The sequence below is a fragment of the Serratia sp. KG1D genome (genome assembly GCF_037150675.1).
In the GTDB taxonomy this organism is placed as follows: Bacteria; Pseudomonadota; Gammaproteobacteria; order Enterobacterales; family Enterobacteriaceae; genus Serratia; species Serratia nematodiphila.
Genome location: NZ_JBAGIH010000004.1, coordinates 427,259 through 443,516, shown reverse-complemented (window position 1 = coordinate 443,516; position 16,258 = coordinate 427,259). Strand labels below are relative to the sequence as shown.

The 16,258-nt window shown below is 58.0% G+C and carries 13 protein-coding genes; 1 reads left to right on the top strand and 12 read right to left on the bottom strand.

Features of this window, described 5'->3' with window-relative positions; translation table 11 throughout:
* From mraY to mraZ, 7 genes are read right to left on the bottom strand one after another with little or no spacing between them, the layout of a single operon-like run.
* Entirely contained in the window at positions 1-1,083 is a 1,083-nt protein-coding gene (gene mraY / locus WFM45_RS20160; protein WP_004932782.1) for a phospho-N-acetylmuramoyl-pentapeptide-transferase, read from the bottom strand.
* Complete coding sequence (gene murF / locus WFM45_RS20155; RefSeq protein ID WP_049277355.1) at positions 1,077-2,438, bottom strand: UDP-N-acetylmuramoyl-tripeptide--D-alanyl-D-alanine ligase; 1,362 nt, start codon at positions 2,436-2,438, stop codon at positions 1,077-1,079. Before murF ends, mraY begins: the two co-directional genes overlap by 7 nt.
* Positions 2,435-3,922 carry a UDP-N-acetylmuramoyl-L-alanyl-D-glutamate--2,6-diaminopimelate ligase gene (murE, locus tag WFM45_RS20150; protein WP_015376646.1) on the bottom strand — a complete coding sequence of 496 codons (1,488 nt, stop codon included), beginning with the start codon at positions 3,920-3,922 and terminating at the stop codon, positions 2,435-2,437. Before murE ends, murF begins: the two co-directional genes overlap by 4 nt.
* On the bottom strand, positions 3,909-5,672 hold the full coding sequence (locus tag WFM45_RS20145) for a peptidoglycan glycosyltransferase FtsI (protein WP_004932790.1): 1,764 nt from the start codon (positions 5,670-5,672) through the stop codon (positions 3,909-3,911). Before WFM45_RS20145 ends, murE begins: the two co-directional genes overlap by 14 nt.
* 42 nt (positions 5,673-5,714) lie before the next feature.
* Positions 5,715-6,035 carry a cell division protein FtsL gene (ftsL, locus tag WFM45_RS20140; protein WP_015376645.1) on the bottom strand — a complete coding sequence of 107 codons (321 nt, stop codon included), beginning with the start codon at positions 6,033-6,035 and terminating at the stop codon, positions 5,715-5,717.
* Positions 6,032-6,973, bottom strand: a complete 942-nt coding sequence (gene rsmH / locus WFM45_RS20135; RefSeq protein WP_004932794.1) for a 16S rRNA (cytosine(1402)-N(4))-methyltransferase RsmH — start codon at positions 6,971-6,973, stop codon at positions 6,032-6,034. Before rsmH ends, ftsL begins: the two co-directional genes overlap by 4 nt.
* Before the next feature lie 2 nt (positions 6,974-6,975).
* A complete protein-coding gene (mraZ, locus tag WFM45_RS20130; protein ID WP_031300396.1) occupies positions 6,976-7,434 on the bottom strand; it encodes a division/cell wall cluster transcriptional repressor MraZ in 459 nt (152 codons plus the stop codon).
* Positions 7,435-8,296: 862 nt separating this feature from the next.
* On the opposite strand from mraZ, the gene WFM45_RS20125 reads away from it, so the two are divergent.
* A complete protein-coding gene (locus WFM45_RS20125; RefSeq protein ID WP_004932798.1) occupies positions 8,297-8,737 on the top strand; it encodes an L-alanine exporter AlaE in 441 nt (146 codons plus the stop codon).
* A 37-nt stretch (positions 8,738-8,774) separates the two neighbouring features.
* On the opposite strand, the gene cra is transcribed toward WFM45_RS20125, so the two are convergent.
* The 5 genes from cra to leuO all read right to left on the bottom strand — a co-directional run bounded on the left by cra (position 8,775) and on the right by leuO (position 15,747).
* On the bottom strand, positions 8,775-9,779 hold the full coding sequence (cra, locus tag WFM45_RS20120) for a catabolite repressor/activator (RefSeq protein ID WP_004932801.1): 1,005 nt from the start codon (positions 9,777-9,779) through the stop codon (positions 8,775-8,777).
* 217 nt (positions 9,780-9,996) lie between these two features.
* Positions 9,997-10,488, bottom strand: coding sequence for an acetolactate synthase small subunit (gene ilvN, locus WFM45_RS20115; protein WP_004932806.1), 492 nt, complete (start codon positions 10,486-10,488; stop codon positions 9,997-9,999).
* Positions 10,489-10,490: 2 nt separating this feature from the next.
* Entirely contained in the window at positions 10,491-12,209 is a 1,719-nt protein-coding gene (gene ilvI / locus WFM45_RS20110; RefSeq protein ID WP_028127857.1) for an acetolactate synthase 3 large subunit, read from the bottom strand.
* 316 nt (positions 12,210-12,525) lie between these two features.
* The gene (locus tag WFM45_RS20105; RefSeq protein WP_033631781.1) at positions 12,526-14,334 is read right to left on the bottom strand and encodes an AMP-dependent synthetase/ligase; all 1,809 of its coding nucleotides are present in this window, start codon (positions 14,332-14,334) and stop codon (positions 12,526-12,528) included.
* 465 nt (positions 14,335-14,799) lie between these two features.
* On the bottom strand, positions 14,800-15,747 hold the full coding sequence (leuO, locus tag WFM45_RS20100) for a transcriptional regulator LeuO (RefSeq protein WP_004932811.1): 948 nt from the start codon (positions 15,745-15,747) through the stop codon (positions 14,800-14,802).
* Between the last annotated feature and the right edge of the window lie 511 nt (positions 15,748-16,258).

Here is a 16,258-nt window from a genome sequence, read left to right as displayed (position 1 = left end):
TTAACGCACCTTCAGCGTTGCCAGGCCAATCAGCACCAGCATCAGCGAAATGATCCAGAAGCGCACGATCACGCGCGGTTCCGGCCAGCCTTTCAATTCATAGTGGTGGTGAATCGGCGCCATGCGGAAAATGCGTTGTCCGCGCAGCTTGAACGATCCCACCTGCAGGATCACCGACAGCGTCTCTACTACGAACACGCCGCCCATGATCACCAACAAGAACTCCTGGCGCAGCAGCACCGCGATGGTGCCCAGCGCGCCGCCCAGCGCCAGCGAACCGACGTCGCCCATAAACACCTGAGCCGGGTAGGTATTGAACCACAGGAACCCGAGGCCGGCGCCGACGATGGCGGTGCAGACGATCACCAACTCACCGGCATGACGCAGATACGGAATATGCAGGTAGTTGGCGAAGTTCATGTTACCGGTCGCCCAGGCCACCAGCGCGAAACCGGCCGCCACGAATACCGTCGGCATAATCGCCAGGCCGTCCAGGCCGTCGGTCAGATTGACCGCGTTGCTGGTGCCGACGATGACGAAATAGGCCAGCAGGATGTACAGCAGACCCAGCTGCGGCATCACGTCCTTAAAGAACGGCACAACCAGCTCGGTGGCTGGCGTGTCTTTTCCTACGGCGTACATGGCGAATGCGACAATCAGCGCAATCACCGACTGCCAGAAATACTTCCAGCGGGCGATCAGTCCTTTGGTGTCCTTACGCACCACCTTGCGGTAGTCGTCGACGAAACCGACGATGCCGTAACCCACCAGCACAAACAGCACGCACCAGACATACGGGTTGGACGGGTAAGCCCACATCAGCACCGAAATGGTGATGGAGGTCAGGATCATGATGCCGCCCATGGTCGGCGTGCCGCGCTTGCTGAAGTGCGACTCGGGGCCGTCGTTGCGCACCACCTGACCGAAGGACATTTCTTGCAGGCGCTTGATCACCCGCGGGCCCATCCACAGCGACAGGAACAGCGCGGTCAGCAGGCTGACAATGGCTCGGAACGTCAGATAAGAAAAGACGTTGAAGCCTGAGTAATATTTGACCAAATGCTCGGCCAGCCAAACTAACATGGTGCTTTCTCCTGTAACGCGCGTACTACCTGCTCCATTGCGGCACTACGTGAACCTTTGATTAACACGGTGATGACCGCATGTTCCGACAGTAATTCCGCCACGCGCGCGATCACTGCTGTCTTGTCCTGATAATGTTCGCCGTTGCCGGAGGCTTCGCTCAGCACGCGGCTCAACCCGCCGACGCTGATCACTTTGTCGACCCCGGCCAGACGGGCGGCTTCGCCCACCTGACGGTGGCACTCTTCCGCTTCTGCGCCCAGCTCGGCCATATCGCCGACCACCATCACGCGGTAGCCCGGCATCTCCGCCAGCACCTGCGCCGCCGCGGTCATCGACCCGACGTTGGCGTTGTAGCTGTCGTCCAGCAGCAGCTTGCTTTCGGCCAGCGCCACCGGGAACAAACGTCCCGGCACCGCCTGCAATTGTTTTAACCCCTGACGCACCGCTTCCAGGGTGGCGCCTACCGACATCGCCAGCGCCGTGGCCGCCAGCGCGTTGGCCACGTTGTGGCGTCCCGGCAGCGGCAGTGCGATCTCGGCGCTGCCGAACGGGCTGTGCAGCGTAAACTGCGTGCCTGCGCCGTTCACCCGCACGTCGTCCGCGAAGAAGTCCACGCCTTCGGCGGCCTGTGGCGAGAAGCGCCAGACGGTTTTGCCGCCCAGCATGCTCTGCCAGTGCGGCCAGTCGTTGTTATCGGCGTTGATGATCGCCACGCCGTCGGCCGGCAGGCCGGTAAAGATTTCACCTTTCGCCTGGGCGACGCCGGCCAGCGAGCCGAAGCCTTCCAGGTGCGCGGCCGCCAGGTTGTTCACCAAAGCGGTCTGCGGACGCGTCAATGCGGTGGTGTAAGCAATTTCGCCAATGTGGTTAGCGCCCAGCTCTATCACGGCAAAATCATGCTGCGGCTCCAGACGCAACAGCGTCAGCGGCACGCCGATGTCGTTATTGAAGTTGCCGGCGGTATACAGCACTTCGCCGCATTCACGCAGAATGGCGGCGGTCATTTCTTTCACCGATGTCTTGCCCGAGGAACCGGTCAGCGCTACCACGCGCGCCGGCACCTGTTGACGCACCCAGGCGCCAAGCTGGCCCAGCGCCAGACGGGTGTCTTGCACCACCAGCTGCGGCGCGTCCACTGATAAGCGCTTACTGACCAGCAGCGCCCCGGCGCCTGCGGCTACGGCATCCGCCGCGAAGTCGTGCGCGTCGAAACGCTCGCCTTTCAGCGCCACAAACAGGCAACCGGCGGTCACCTTGCGGGTGTCTGTCGTCACCTCGACAATTTGGCAATCGGCGCCCACCAGTTCAGCGCTCAATACCTCAGCCAGTGTCTGAAGAGAGACAGGGATCATGCCAGCACCCCCAGCAGTCGGGCGACCGTCGTGCGGTCGGAGTAATCCAGGCGGCGGTTGCCCACCAGCTGATAATCTTCGTGGCCTTTGCCCGCCACCAGCACCACATCCTGCTCCTGCGCCTGCATGATGGCGCTGGTCACCGCTTCGGCGCGGCCGTGGATCACCAGCGCCTGCCCGGCGTCCAGCAATCCGGTCAGGATGTCGTTGATAATCGCGCGCGGCTCTTCGGTGCGCGGGTTGTCATCGGTGATCACCACGCGATCGGCGAACTGCTCGGCGATGCCGCCCATCAGCGGACGCTTGCCCTTGTCGCGATCGCCGCCGCAGCCGAACACACACCACAGCTGCCCCTGGCAGTGCAGACGCGCGGCTTCCAGCGCTTTCTCCAGCGCATCCGGCGTGTGGGCGTAATCCACCACTACCGTCGGTTTGCCCGGCGCGTTAAACACTTCCATGCGGCCGCAGACCGGCTGCAGACGGCTGCCGGTTTCCACCAGCGCCTCCAGCGGGTAGCCCAACGACAGCAGCGTCGCCAATGCCAACAGCAGGTTGCTGACGTTGAACGCGCCCATCAGGCGGCTTTCGATCTCGCCGTCGCCCCAGCTGGAGCTGAAACGAACAGTCGCGCCGTTGTCGTGATAGTCGACCGCCGTGGTTTTCAGCCAGCGGCCGTGGCAGCCCGGCTGCAGGTTGTCCTGCATCGTCACCGCTACCGCATCCGGCAATTTGCCGAGCCAGCGCTGACCGACTTCATCGTCGGCGTTGATGATCGCCTGCCCCACGTTGTGGGCGGCGAACAGCGACCATTTGGCCGCTTCGTAATTGGCCATATCACCGTGGTAATCCAGGTGATCGCGACTCAGGTTGGTGAAGACCGCCGCAGCGAACGGCAGCGCCGCTACCCGGTGTTGCACCAAACCGTGGGAAGAAACTTCCATGGCGGCGAAGGTCGCGCCCTGTTCCGCCAACTCGTTTAATACGTGTTGAACATCCACCGCAGAACCGGTGGTATTCTCGGTCGGACACACCTGGCCCAGCAGGCCGTTGCCGACGGTGCCCATCACCGCGCTGGTTTCGCCCAGCAGTTGGCTCCACTGCGCCAGCAGCTGCGTGGTGGTGGTTTTGCCGTTGGTGCCGGTCACGCCGACCAGGCGCAAGCGCTCGCCCGGCTGATGGTAAAAACGCCCGGCCAGCGCGGAAAGGCGCTGGTTCAGTTGGCTCAGGTAGATCACCGGCACGCCGTGCATCTCAACGATGGCGCCGTCTTCGGCCTGACCGTCAGCCTCGGCGATCACAGCGGCGACGCCCTGCGCGATGGCCTGCGGAATATAGCGGCGCCCATCCGTTTGATGGCCGACCACGGCGACAAACAGATCCCCGGCAGCCGCCACACGGCTGTCTAATGTCATTTCCCGCAGCGCGCGCCCGGGTGCCGTCGGCACCCACGGGGCGAGTAAGTCGCGCAAATTACGATCTGCCACCTGAACCCTCTTTCTTGTTAATCACTAATTCGCTTTTGTCACCGGTGGGCAACGCGTCAGGCTCGACGTTCATGGTGCGCAATACGCCGCCCATGATGGCGCCGAACACCGGCGCGGAGATTGCGCCACCATAGTATTTCCCACCCTGCGGGTCGTTGATGACGACCACCAGGGCAAAACGGGGGTTACTTGCCGGCGCGACGCCGGCGGTATAAGCGATGTATCGGTTGACGTATTTGCCGTCCGGGCCCACTTTTTTCGCAGTACCGGTTTTGATGGCGATACGGTATCCCTTGATGGCGGCTTTTACGCCGCCGCCGCCCGGCAAGGCCACGCTTTCCATCATGTGCACCACGGTGCGCACCAGAGGTTCAGGGAAAACGCGCTCGCCGGCGACCGGAGGGTCAACCTTGGTGATCGACAATGGGCGATACACGCCCAGGCTGCCGATCGTTGCATAGACTCGCGCCAACTGTAACGGAGTTACCATCAGCCCGTAGCCGAAAGAGAAGGTGGCCCTCTCTATGTCAGACCACCGTTGTTTTTTTGGGTATATGCCACTGCTTTCTCCGACCAGCCCCAAATTGGTCGCTTTTCCCAGCCCAAAACGAGAGTAAGTATCTACTAACGCTGAGGACGGCATCGCTAACGCCAGCTTTGAAACACCGACGTTACTCGACTTCTGCAAGATCCCGGTCAATGACAGCTCCGAGTACCGCGCCACGTCTTTGATCTCGTGGCCCTGAATGCGATACGGGATGGTGTTCAGCACGCTGTTTTCTCTCACCACGCCGTTTTGCAGCGCGGTCATCACCACCATTGGCTTCACGGTTGAACCGGGTTCAAAAATATCGGTGATGGCGCGGTTACGCATGGTTTCTTTCGGCGTACCGGCCATGTTGTTCGGGTTGTAAGACGGGCTGTTGGCCATCGCCAGCACTTCGCCGGTGTTCACATCGATCAGCACCGCAGTGCCCGATTCGGCCTTGTTGAACGCCACCGCATTGTTCAGCTCGCGATACACCAGCGCCTGCAGGCGCTCATCGACGCTCAGCACCAGGTTGTGCGCCGCCTGGCTGTCGACGGAGGAGATGTCTTCGATCACCCGGCCGAAACGATCCTTACGCACCGTTCTCTCGCCCGGTTGCCCGGTCAGCCAGCGGTCGAAGCTCTTCTCGACGCCTTCGATGCCTTGCCCGTCGATGTTGGTCACGCCGATGATGTGCGACGTCACCTGCCCTGCCGGATAGTAACGGCGCGACTCCTGCCGCAGGTAGATCCCCGGCAGCTTGAGTTTGTGGATGTAGTCGCCGATCGCCGGGTTAACCTGGCGCGCCAGATAAACGAAGCGCCCTTTCGGGTTGGCGTTGATGCGGTTGGAGAGTTGGTCCAGCGGGATGTTCAGCGCATCGGAAAGCGCTTTCCAACGGCTGTCCAGCGTGATGCCGCCGCGCTCGTTCAGCTCTTTCGGATCGGCCCACACCGCATTCACCGGCACGCTGACCGCCAACGGACGGCCGGCGCGATCGCTGATCATGCCGCGCGCGGTCGGCACTTCCTGCACGCGCAGCGAACGCATGTCGCCTTCTTTCACCAGACGATCGGGGTTGATGACCTGCAGGTACGCGACGCGCAACATCAGGCCAACCATCGCCAGCAAAATGCAGCCGCACAGCAACGCAAAACGCCAGCTGACAAAGCTGGCCTGATCTTCCTGGCGTCTCAACTTACCGGGGCGCGCTGCTTTCATGCGTTTCCTTTCTACTCCGTGTCATTATTCCGGTTAAACCATTCATTGTTTAACGATGATATTTTCCTGCGATGGATCAACGTGTTGCATCTGCAGTTTTTCTGTCGCGATACGTTCAACCCGGCTGTGATCGCCGAGGGCGTTCTCTTCTAAAATCAGGTTGCGCCACTCGATATCCAGCGCATCGCGCTCCAGAACCAGCTGTTCACGCTCGGCGGTCAGCAGGCGGGTGCGGTGCGCGGTAGTCACCACGAAAATCGCGGAGACCAGTGACGCAATCAGTAAAATCAGGGGGATCTTGGCGTTGCGCAGCAGATCGCCGCCAATCACCCCGACCAGGCCGTGACGTTCGTTGCCAATCACGCGGGCATCCTCTCAGCAATACGCAGCACCGAGCTGCGCGCACGCGGGTTGTCCGCCACTTCCGCTTCCGACGGCATCATTTTGCCCAGCGCTTTCAGCGTCCGGCCGCCCATGCCGCGCAGCTGCTCTTCGGTCAACGGAATGCCGGCCGGCACCTGGGCGCCGCGGCTGTGGTGACGCATAAAACGTTTGACGATGCGGTCTTCCAGCGAGTGGAAGCTGATGATCGACAAACGGCCCTGCGGGGCCAGCACTTCCAGCGCGCCGTCGAGCGCACGCTCGATCTCTTCCAGCTCGCTGTTGATATAGATGCGGATCGCCTGGAAGCTGCGCGTCGCCGGGTGCTTGTGCTTTTCCCGGAACGGACTGGCATCGGCGATCAGATCCGCCAGCTCTTTGGTGCGCGTCATCGGCTCCACGCGGTTTCTTTCCACGATGGCGCGCGCGATGCGCTTGGCGAAACGCTCCTCGCCAAAGGTTTTCAGCACCCAGGCGATGTCGTCCGCTTCGGCCTTCATCAGCCATTCCGCGGCGGACAGGCCGGTGGACGGATCCATGCGCATGTCCAGCGGGCCATCGCGCATAAAGGAGAACCCGCGCTCCGCGTCGTCAAGCTGCGGCGAGGAAACGCCCAGATCGAGCAGAACGCCGTCGATCTTGCCCACCAGCTCGCGCTCCCGCACATAGTGCGACAACTCGGAAAATGGGCCGTGTACGATGGTAAAACGAGGATCTTCAATAGATTTGGCGGCTGCAATCGCCTGAGGGTCACGGTCAATCGCCAGCAAACGCCCTTCCGGCCCCAGCTGGGACAGAATCAGACGAGAATGGCCACCGCGACCAAAAGTACCGTCGATATATATGCCGTTACTGCGGATGTTGAGGCCGTTGACGGCTTCGTCCAGCAGGACGGTGGTGTGTTTATAGTTTTCCAACATGCTTATAGCGACAAGTCCTGTAGCCGCTCAGACAACGGTTCCTGAGCCGACTGTTCAGCGTCAATATCATCCTTGACTTGTTGATACCAGGTCTGTTCATCCCACAGTTCAAACTTGTTGAACTGACCGACCAGCATCACTTCTTTCGTGAGCCCGGCGTGTTGCCGCAGCGTACTGGCTAACAGCAAACGACCGGCACTATCCATCTGACACTCACTGGCATGCCCCAACAGCAGGCGCTGAACGCGGCGCTCGGCGGGATTCATGCTCGACAGACGTGATAATTTTTGTTCAATAATTTCCCATTCGGGCAAAGGATAAAGCAGCAGACAGGGCTGATGGAGGTCAATGGTACAGACCATTTGGCCTTGCGATTCCTCGTTGAGCAATTCCCGATATCGGGTAGGTACGGCGAGCCGCCCTTTGCTGTCGAGGTTGACCATCGTCGCTCCACGGAACATTCCTGAGCTACCCCTTAGTGACCGTTTTCACCACTTTACCCCACAAATTCCCACACAATGGAGTTTACGGAGGGTATGAAAACCTTGTCAAGCCAGAGCGCCAGCGCTTTGGCAATATTTCTCTGGTCATTTTGGGAGCTGACTCGCGAAAGAAACTCTGATTATTCGACGATTAAAAATTAACACCATGATAAACGGAGAGAATTTTCTAAGCGGAAAGAATCTGATTAAAAACCTGACGAACTGGCGATTAATTAACTCATTACTTCCTTCTGCAAGCCATGTCTCATTTTTCAGCTCGGCAATCTCAGGGCGGTAACCGCTGGCGAGCCGCGCCCGCCAAGGCTCGGCGCCAGGCGAACCGATCGCGGAATAAGGCCATAACTCCTTGAGTTAATAACGCTCAATCGTTATTCACCGTAAAACCGGGCGCTATTTTACTTCAATTTGCACCGCCGTGATGAGGCCGCGATAAAAATAAATGGCTCGGATATTACGAGCAGAAGTAATTTCGATTCAAATCAACTTGGTAAGATTATTCCCAAAATACCTGTTTACAATTATGGTTTCATTTTCTTACACCTTTATTTCCACAATTTTTGCCGGAAAAAATCCCCTTCAAAAACGAAAAATCGCAACCTTATGTTTTTAATCGATTTATTTAAAAACGCCGATTTTAATCTCTCCGCTCCATCCTACGCCCCTGTTCTGCGGGACAAAAAGCGAACAAATGTTAAAAATAAAAATATAAACCTAGTTAAAAAACATAATCCAGATGAGTACACTATAAAAAAGGCAAAAAACCAGCCTTAACATCCAACAACGAATGATTTAACAGAGTTTTAACCATAAGGGGTGACACATGCTTTCGCCCGCTACTCACTGGCGTAGCGCCGCTGCCGATACGTTCGCACTGGTGGTGTATTGCTTTATCGCCGGCATGGCGATAGAAGTGTTGATCTCAGGCATGAGCTTCCAGCAATCCCTCTCTTCACGCCTGTTGTCGATCCCGGTCAACATCCTGATCGCCTGGCCTTACGGCCGCTATCGCGATCTGTTTATCCGCACGGCGCGCCGCTGCCCGCGCGGCCAGTTCCTGCTGCGCAACCTCGCCGATCTGCTGGCCTACGTCAGCTTCCAGTCGCCGGTTTATGCCGCCATTCTATGGAGCGTAGGCGCCGACGGCCAACAAATGCTGGCGGCGGTAACCAGCAATGCGCTGGTATCCATGGCGATGGGCGTGGTGTATGGCTATTTCCTGGAATACTGCCGGCGGCTGTTCCGGGTGGCGGACTACGTCTAAAGCAGGAGCCCGCCAACGCGGGCCCCTGTCAGGCAAACTACTTGCGGCTCAGGCTGCCGCGGCGGAACAGATTGCGGCGAATGCGCGTCAGCCCCGGCTTGGGTTTACGCGGTTCGTCCAGGCTGGCCAGCACCAGTTCCAGCACGCGCTCGGCCACGTCGCGATGGCGCTGCGCTACCGCCAATACCGGGCACTCCAGGAAATCCAACAGTTCATGATCGCCGAAGGTGGCGATCGCCAGATCGGTCGGCAAGCGGCCGCGTTGCTTCAGCGTCACGTCCATCACGCCCTGCAATAAAGAGAACGACGTGGTAAACAGCGCCTGCGGCATCGGGTGCGTTTTCAGCCATTCGGCAAACAGCGCGCCGGCGGCTTCGCGTTCATAGCTGTTGGCGTACAGGTAATCGACGTGGCGGGGATCCTCTTGCCAGGCCTGACGGAAGCCCTGCTCACGCAGGAAGCTCACCGAAAGCTCCGGCAAGGCGCCCAGATACAGCACCGATTCAGCCGGGAAGGTGCGCAGCTCCTGCGCCAGCGCAAAGGCATCTTCCTGATCGGCGCCCACAACGCTGATGAAATGCTCGCGATCCAGCGCACGGTCCAGCGCGATGATCGGCAGCGGATCGTTGGCCCAGCGTTGATAGAAAGGATGTTCCGGCGGCAAGGCGGTGGAGACGATAATGGCATCCACCTGACGCTGCAGCAGGTGCTCAATGCAGCGCATTTCGTTGTCCGGCTGATCTTCGGAACAGGCGATCAGCAATTGGTAACCCCGCTGGCGCGCCTGGCGCTCCAGGTAGTTGGCGATGCGGGTATAGCTGGTATTTTCCAGATCCGGGATCACCAGGCCGATAGAACGGGTGCGCCCGGCGCGCAGCCCCGCCGCGACGGCATTCGGGTGATAGTTATGCTCCCTGACCACGGCCATCACTTTCTCGACGGTTTTATCGCTGACACGATACTGCTTCGCCTTGCCGTTGATGACATAACTGGCCGTCGTGCGCGAAACGCCCGCGAGACGCGCGATTTCATCCAGTTTCACATTAACCCCTTAATGACGCTGAAAATAGAAGTGAAGGCTGTGCTCGGATTAACCATGACATCCCGTACGGTTATTCAATCCAGCCTCTGCGATCTAACAGCAGAAAACACTGCCTAGCAACCGCTTTTGCCGAAAGGTGCCAGCAATCGGGCAAAAAATACCGAAAAACAAAGGGCGCAGCCACGCCGCGCCCCGATTATTCGCCGCCAGATCGCGCTCAGCGCATGATTTTGTCGCCGCGCGACACGCCGACCACGCCGGAACGCGCCACTTCCACGATCTCCGCCACTTCACGCACCGCGCTCAGGAAGGCGTCGAGCTTGTCGCTGGTGCCGGCCAGCTGCACCGTATACAGCGTCGCCGTCACATCAACGATCTGGCCGCGGAAAATGTCGGCGCAGCGCTTCACCTCTTCACGGCCGTAGCCGCTGGCCTGCAGCTTCACCAGCATGATCTCGCGCTCGACGTGGGCGCCCTGCACCAGTTCGCTGACGCGCAGCACGTCCACCAGCTTGTGCAACTGCTTCTCAATCTGCTCCAGCACTTTCTCATCGCCGACGGTCTGGATAGTCATGCGCGACAGCGTCGGATCGTCGGTCGGCGCCACCGTCAGGCTCTCGATGTTGTAACCGCGCTGGGAGAACAAGCCCACCACGCGCGACAGGGCGCCGGATTCGTTTTCCAGCAAGACAGATAAAATACGGCGCATGATCAGGTCCTCTCCGTTTTGCTAAGCCACATTTCGTCCATGCTTCCGCCGCGGATCTGCATCGGGTAGACATGTTCGGTTTCATCGACGGTCACGTCGACGAACACCAGCCGCTCTTTTTCCGCCAGCGCCTGCGCCAGCTTGCTTTCCAGCTCATCCGGCGTGCGGATGGCGATGCCGACATGGCCGTAAGCCTCGGCCAGCTTGACGAAGTCCGGCAGTGAATCCATGTAAGACTGCGAATGACGGCCGGAATAAATCATGTCCTGCCACTGCTTGACCATGCCCAGATAGCGGTTGTTGAGGTTCACCACCACCACCGGCAGGTTATATTGCAGCGCGGTGGACAGCTCCTGAATATTCATCTGAATGCTGCCGTCGCCGGTCACGCACACCACGGTTTCCTCCGGCAGCGCCAGCTTGACGCCCAATGCCGCCGGCAGGCCGAAGCCCATGGTGCCGAGGCCGCCGGAGTTGATCCAACGGCGTGGTTTGTCGAACGGATAATAGAGCGCGGCGAACATTTGGTGCTGGCCGACGTCCGAGGTCACATAGGCGTCGCCTTTGGTCAGGCGATGCAGGGTTTCAATCACCGCCTGCGGCTTGATGGTGCCGCTGTTTTTGTCGTAGCCCAGGCAGTCGCGGGCGCGCCACTGCTCGATAGACTGCCACCAATCGCGCAGCGCATCGTGATCCTGCGCTTTCTCGTCCTGCGCCAGCAGCTCCAGCATCTGCACCAGCACCTGTTTGGCATCGCCGACGATCGGGATATCGGCGTCCACCGTTTTGGAGATCGAGGTCGGATCGATATCGATGTGCAGCACGGTGGCATCCGGGCAGTATTTGGCCAGATTGTTGGTCGTACGATCGTCGAAACGCACGCCGACGGCGAAGATCACGTCGGCATGGTGCATGGTTTTATTGGCTTCATAGGTGCCGTGCATGCCGAGCATGCCAACGCTCTGGCGATGAGTGCCGGGGAAGGCCCCCAACCCCATCAGGCTGCTGGTCACCGGCAGGTTCAACTGCTCCGCCAACGCCAACAGTTCGGCTTCGCAACCGGCGTTGATCGCGCCGCCGCCGACGTACATCACCGGCTTTTTGGCCGCCAGGATGGTTTGCAACGCGCGTTTGATCTGCCCGCGATGGCCCTGCACCGTCGGGTTGTAGGAACGCATGCTCACGTCCTGCGGATAGGCATAAGGCATCCGCACCGCCGGGCCGACGATGTCTTTCGGCAGATCGATCACCACCGGGCCGGGGCGGCCGCTGGAAGCCAGGTAAAAGGCCTTCTTCAACACCGCCGGGATGTCTTCGGTACGTTTCACCAGGAAGCTGTGTTTCACCACCGGCCGAGAAATCCCCACCATATCGCACTCCTGGAAGGCGTCGTAGCCGATCAGTGAGCTGGGCACCTGCCCCGACAGGACGACCATCGGGATCGAGTCCATATAGGCGGTGGCGATGCCGGTAATGGCGTTGGTGGCGCCGGGGCCGGAGGTCACCAGCACCACGCCCACTTCGCCGGTGGCGCGCGCGTAGCCGTCGGCCATGTGCACCGCACCTTGCTCGTGGCGCACCAGAATATGATCGATCCCTCCGACCGTATGCAGGGCGTCGTAGATATCGAGCACCGCCCCGCCGGGGTAGCCGAATACATGTTTAACGCCCTGATCGATCAACGATCGGACGACCATCTCGGCTCCTGACAACATCTCCATGGGTTTGCCTCCAGGCTTGCTTATTCTTCTCTGGCGCCGGAACGTAGCGCCTGCTGCGGGGCAATGCCCCAAAGTTTTTATGGGTTGTCGCTATCGAATTAACATAACGTCAGAATTTGGGGCAGGCAAACGGCAAAATGGCTTAACGGTGGCGGGGTTATTGCCAAGCGGCTGGAGATCGCAGCTTTATAAAAACAATGCGCTAGCCTCAGGGTTGTCGGGCTAGGCATTGTTTCGAACAGGAGGGAAATTACAGAACTAAATCAGGTGATGGATATGCCGCTTTTTTCGCCGGGCACATGGCCCGGCGGCGGCGTCAGGCCTGTTCCTGGTACATCGAGTCGATTTCGCGCTGATAGCGCTGCAGGATCACTTTGCGGCGCAGCTTCAGCGTGGGCGTCAACTCCCCCAACTCCATGGAAAAAGCCGCCGGCAGCAGCGTGAACTTCTTCACCTGCTCGAAACGCGCCAGCTCCTTTTGCATCTCGCGCAGACGCTTTTCGAACATCGCGAGGATCTCACCGTTGCGCAGCAGCTCCAGGCGATCCTGGTATTTCAGGTTGACTGACTTCGCGTACTCTTCCAGCGACTCAAAGCACGGCACGATCAGCGCGGAAACGAACTTGCGCGCATCGGCGATGATTGCCACCTGCTCGATAAAGCGGTCCTGCGCCAGCGTGCCTTCCAGCATCTGCGGCGCTATGTATTTGCCGCCGGAGGTTTTCATCAAATCTTTCAGGCGCTCGGTGATGAACAGATTGCCCTCTTCATCGATCGCCCCGGCGTCGCCGGTTTTCAGCCAGCCATCGGCGGTAAAGGTCGCGGCGGTTTCCAACGGTTTGTTGAAATAGCCGCGCATCACGATCGGCCCGCGCACCTGAATTTCATTTTCTTCACCGATGCGCACCTCGACCTCCGGCAGCGGTTTACCGATAGAGCCGAAGCGGAAATGCCCCTCTTCCCAGCAGGACACGGTCGCACAGGTTTCGGTCATGCCGTAGCCGTACTTGATGTTGACGCCCATCGCCTGGAAAAACAGGATCACATTGTCATCCAGCTTGGCACCCGCTGCCGGCAAGAAACGCACCCGGCCACCGAGAATGCCGCGCAGCTTGCTCAATACCAGCTTGTCGGCCCAGCGGTGAGAGAGTTCGAACAGTTTGCCCAACGGTTTGCCGGCCCGCTCTTGCAGGAACTTGCGCTCCCCGCAGACGATCGCCCAGTGGAACAGCGCACGGCGCAACCAAGGGGCACGCGCCACTTTTTCATGCACCGCGCTGAAAATCTTCTCGTAGAAACGCGGTACCGCGCACATTAACGTCGGCCGCACCTGCCCCATCGCTTCCCGTACCCAGTCGGTGTTCGGCAGGAAAACATTCTGCGCGCCGGAATGCATGACAAAGAAGCTCCAGGCACGCTCGAACACGTGCGACAGCGGCAGGAAACTGAGCGACACATCCTCTTCGCCGACCGTCAGTCTCTCATCATGCAGGTAGAGCTGCGCCGCCAGGTTGCGGTAGTCCAGCATTACCCCTTTCGGTTCGCCGGTGGTGCCCGAGGTATAGATCAGGGTAAAGAGATCCTGCAGGTCGCACTCTTCAATGCGCTGCCGACGTTGAGCGACAAAAGCCGCCGGATCGGCAGCGCGCTCGAAGGCGCCCAGGTGTTGTGCGATCTCGCAGCCGCGCAGATCGGTGCCCTCGTCGAACACGATGATATGACTCAGCTGTGGGCAGACGCCACGCAGTGCGATGGCGGCATCCAGCTGCGCCTGCTCGCCGACGAACAGGATGCGAATGTCAGCGTCGTTGATGACGAAGGCCGCCTGCGCCGGCGTATTGGTGGAATAGAGCGGTACGCTGACGCCACGCAGGTGCAGGATCGCGAGATCGGTCAACGACCAGGCCATCGTGTTATTGGCGAAGATACCGATACGTTCTTGCACTTCGGCGCCCAGCGCCAGCAGCCCGGCGGCAATGCGATCAATGCGGGCAGCCGCCGCTCCCCAGGTCAGTTGAAACTCGCCGTTGGGCGACCATTGGCGAAATGCTGTGCGATCGGCTCGGTGGGTGATTTGATGCTGTATACGATGGATCAAATGGTATTGCAGCAGATTAGTGATCATAGTGCTCTAAGCCTGAAATGAATCATACAGTTAAGCCTGAACGATGCCTTGCGGCCCTCATCTCAGCTTACACGTGTTTACTTTTTTCCGCGCAGTCTACCTACTCTCAGGCAGGGGGAAAAGCAATTTCAGCGTAGAAGTGTGAGCCAAAACTCAGGCCGGCTTTCGCGCTTTCATGGGTTGGACAAAACGGGAAGGAAAAGGTTTGATGGCGGCCATAAAACGCGGCCCGTTCGGGCCGCCACATCGAGTTAGTTTAAAATTCCAGCTGGAAAGTAAAAATCAGAATATTAATTTATATTAATTGTTTTCGCTAAATGAACAAATTTATCCTGAGAATAAGTTATTCTATCGCCGCAAAACCAAGAAATATCTTAATAAAAACGCAGATAGTTCTTAGTTTTTATCATGAGAAAAAAACGCTCAGTTGAATATTATCTTTATATAGTTCCCATTTTTATCGCTTTACTTTGGGTTACCCGCCTCAATCAGGACAGATTTCATCCACTGGTGGCCTTTATCCCGCTCTGAGGATTCATGCCAGGAGAGGTAGCAGGTGGCTTTATTATCGTTGCCACATAAAGGAACCGCCTTTATTTTCAACGCCTCCGTCTGCTGTCGCACCAACCAGGCGGGCGCAATCGCTACCATTTCCGTTTGCGACACCATATTCAACACGCTGTAAAGATCCGTGCACTGCTGCGTCACGGCGCGCAGCATCGGTTCGTCTAAATAAAAAGGTTTACTGAACGATCCAAAACTTTCCAGGGAAACTGCAGCATGCTGCTCGGCCAGCATGTGTTCCGGCGTCACCTCCTCGCCTATTCTCGGGTGCGCCTGCGCAACCGCCAGCACTAATTCGTCGTCGAACATCGCCAGGCTGCGAAACTCCGCCGACTCGAAACGGCTGTAGCCGATGACAAACTCCACGTCCTGATAACGTAATTGACGTTCAATATTATTGTTAATGTATGACTTTATTTGCAGGTTAAGCTGCGGCGCTATCTGTTTGACGTGATTGATTATCCCGGCGCCCAGACGCAAATCGAGCGGGCTGCACAGCGACAGGGAGAACGCTCGCGTGCTGGTCAGCGGCTCAAACTCAGATCCCGGCAACTCATTCTGCACCAGCTGCAGCGCTTGCCGCACCGGCCCGAACAGCTGCCTGGCCCGCATGGTGGGCTGGATCCCGCGGCCGCAGCGCACGAACAGTTCGTCGTTGAACATCACCTTCAGGCGCGCTACCGCGTTGCTCACCGCCGGCTGCGACATCCCTAACGAATTAGCGGCTCGCGTAATATTTTGCATTTGCATCACGGCGTCAAACACCGTCAGTAAATTAAGATCGACGCTGCGCAAATGGATGTCCGCCGGTTCTTTGACCATGGCGATTTCTGAATCATATTCAGCCATATTTCACTCCACTAAATCCTGTGTAAATAATCTAATCCTTATGCTCGACAAACAATGAAACGCCGCATTGTCTTATCTTTGCACGACAAATCCTGCCATTACCGTCATCAATCGATAAAAAACCTCGTGTTATCGACACGATATAAGTCGTATATGGAATACATGTCAGCAGCTTCCCCCGTCAGCGAGAAGAATGCCACCTGGGTAGTACTAATAATTAGGTATCAACAATGATTAATACAATTGAACAACGTCGCCGCACTGTATGAGACAAACTATAAAAACACATCATAAGCAATCAAACCATCTAAAAACACCGCTCACTTTGTGTAAAAACGCATTATTTTGTTATATTATGACTAAAACAATCAATTATTCATATGAGTTAAATTTAAACCATTTGTATTGAAAATGTTATTTTATTGCTCCCCGTGATTAATCCCTCTTGCTTTTTTCATCACAAATCTTAACGCAACGAAATCCAGAAGCAATTAGCGCAGTATATATTCGA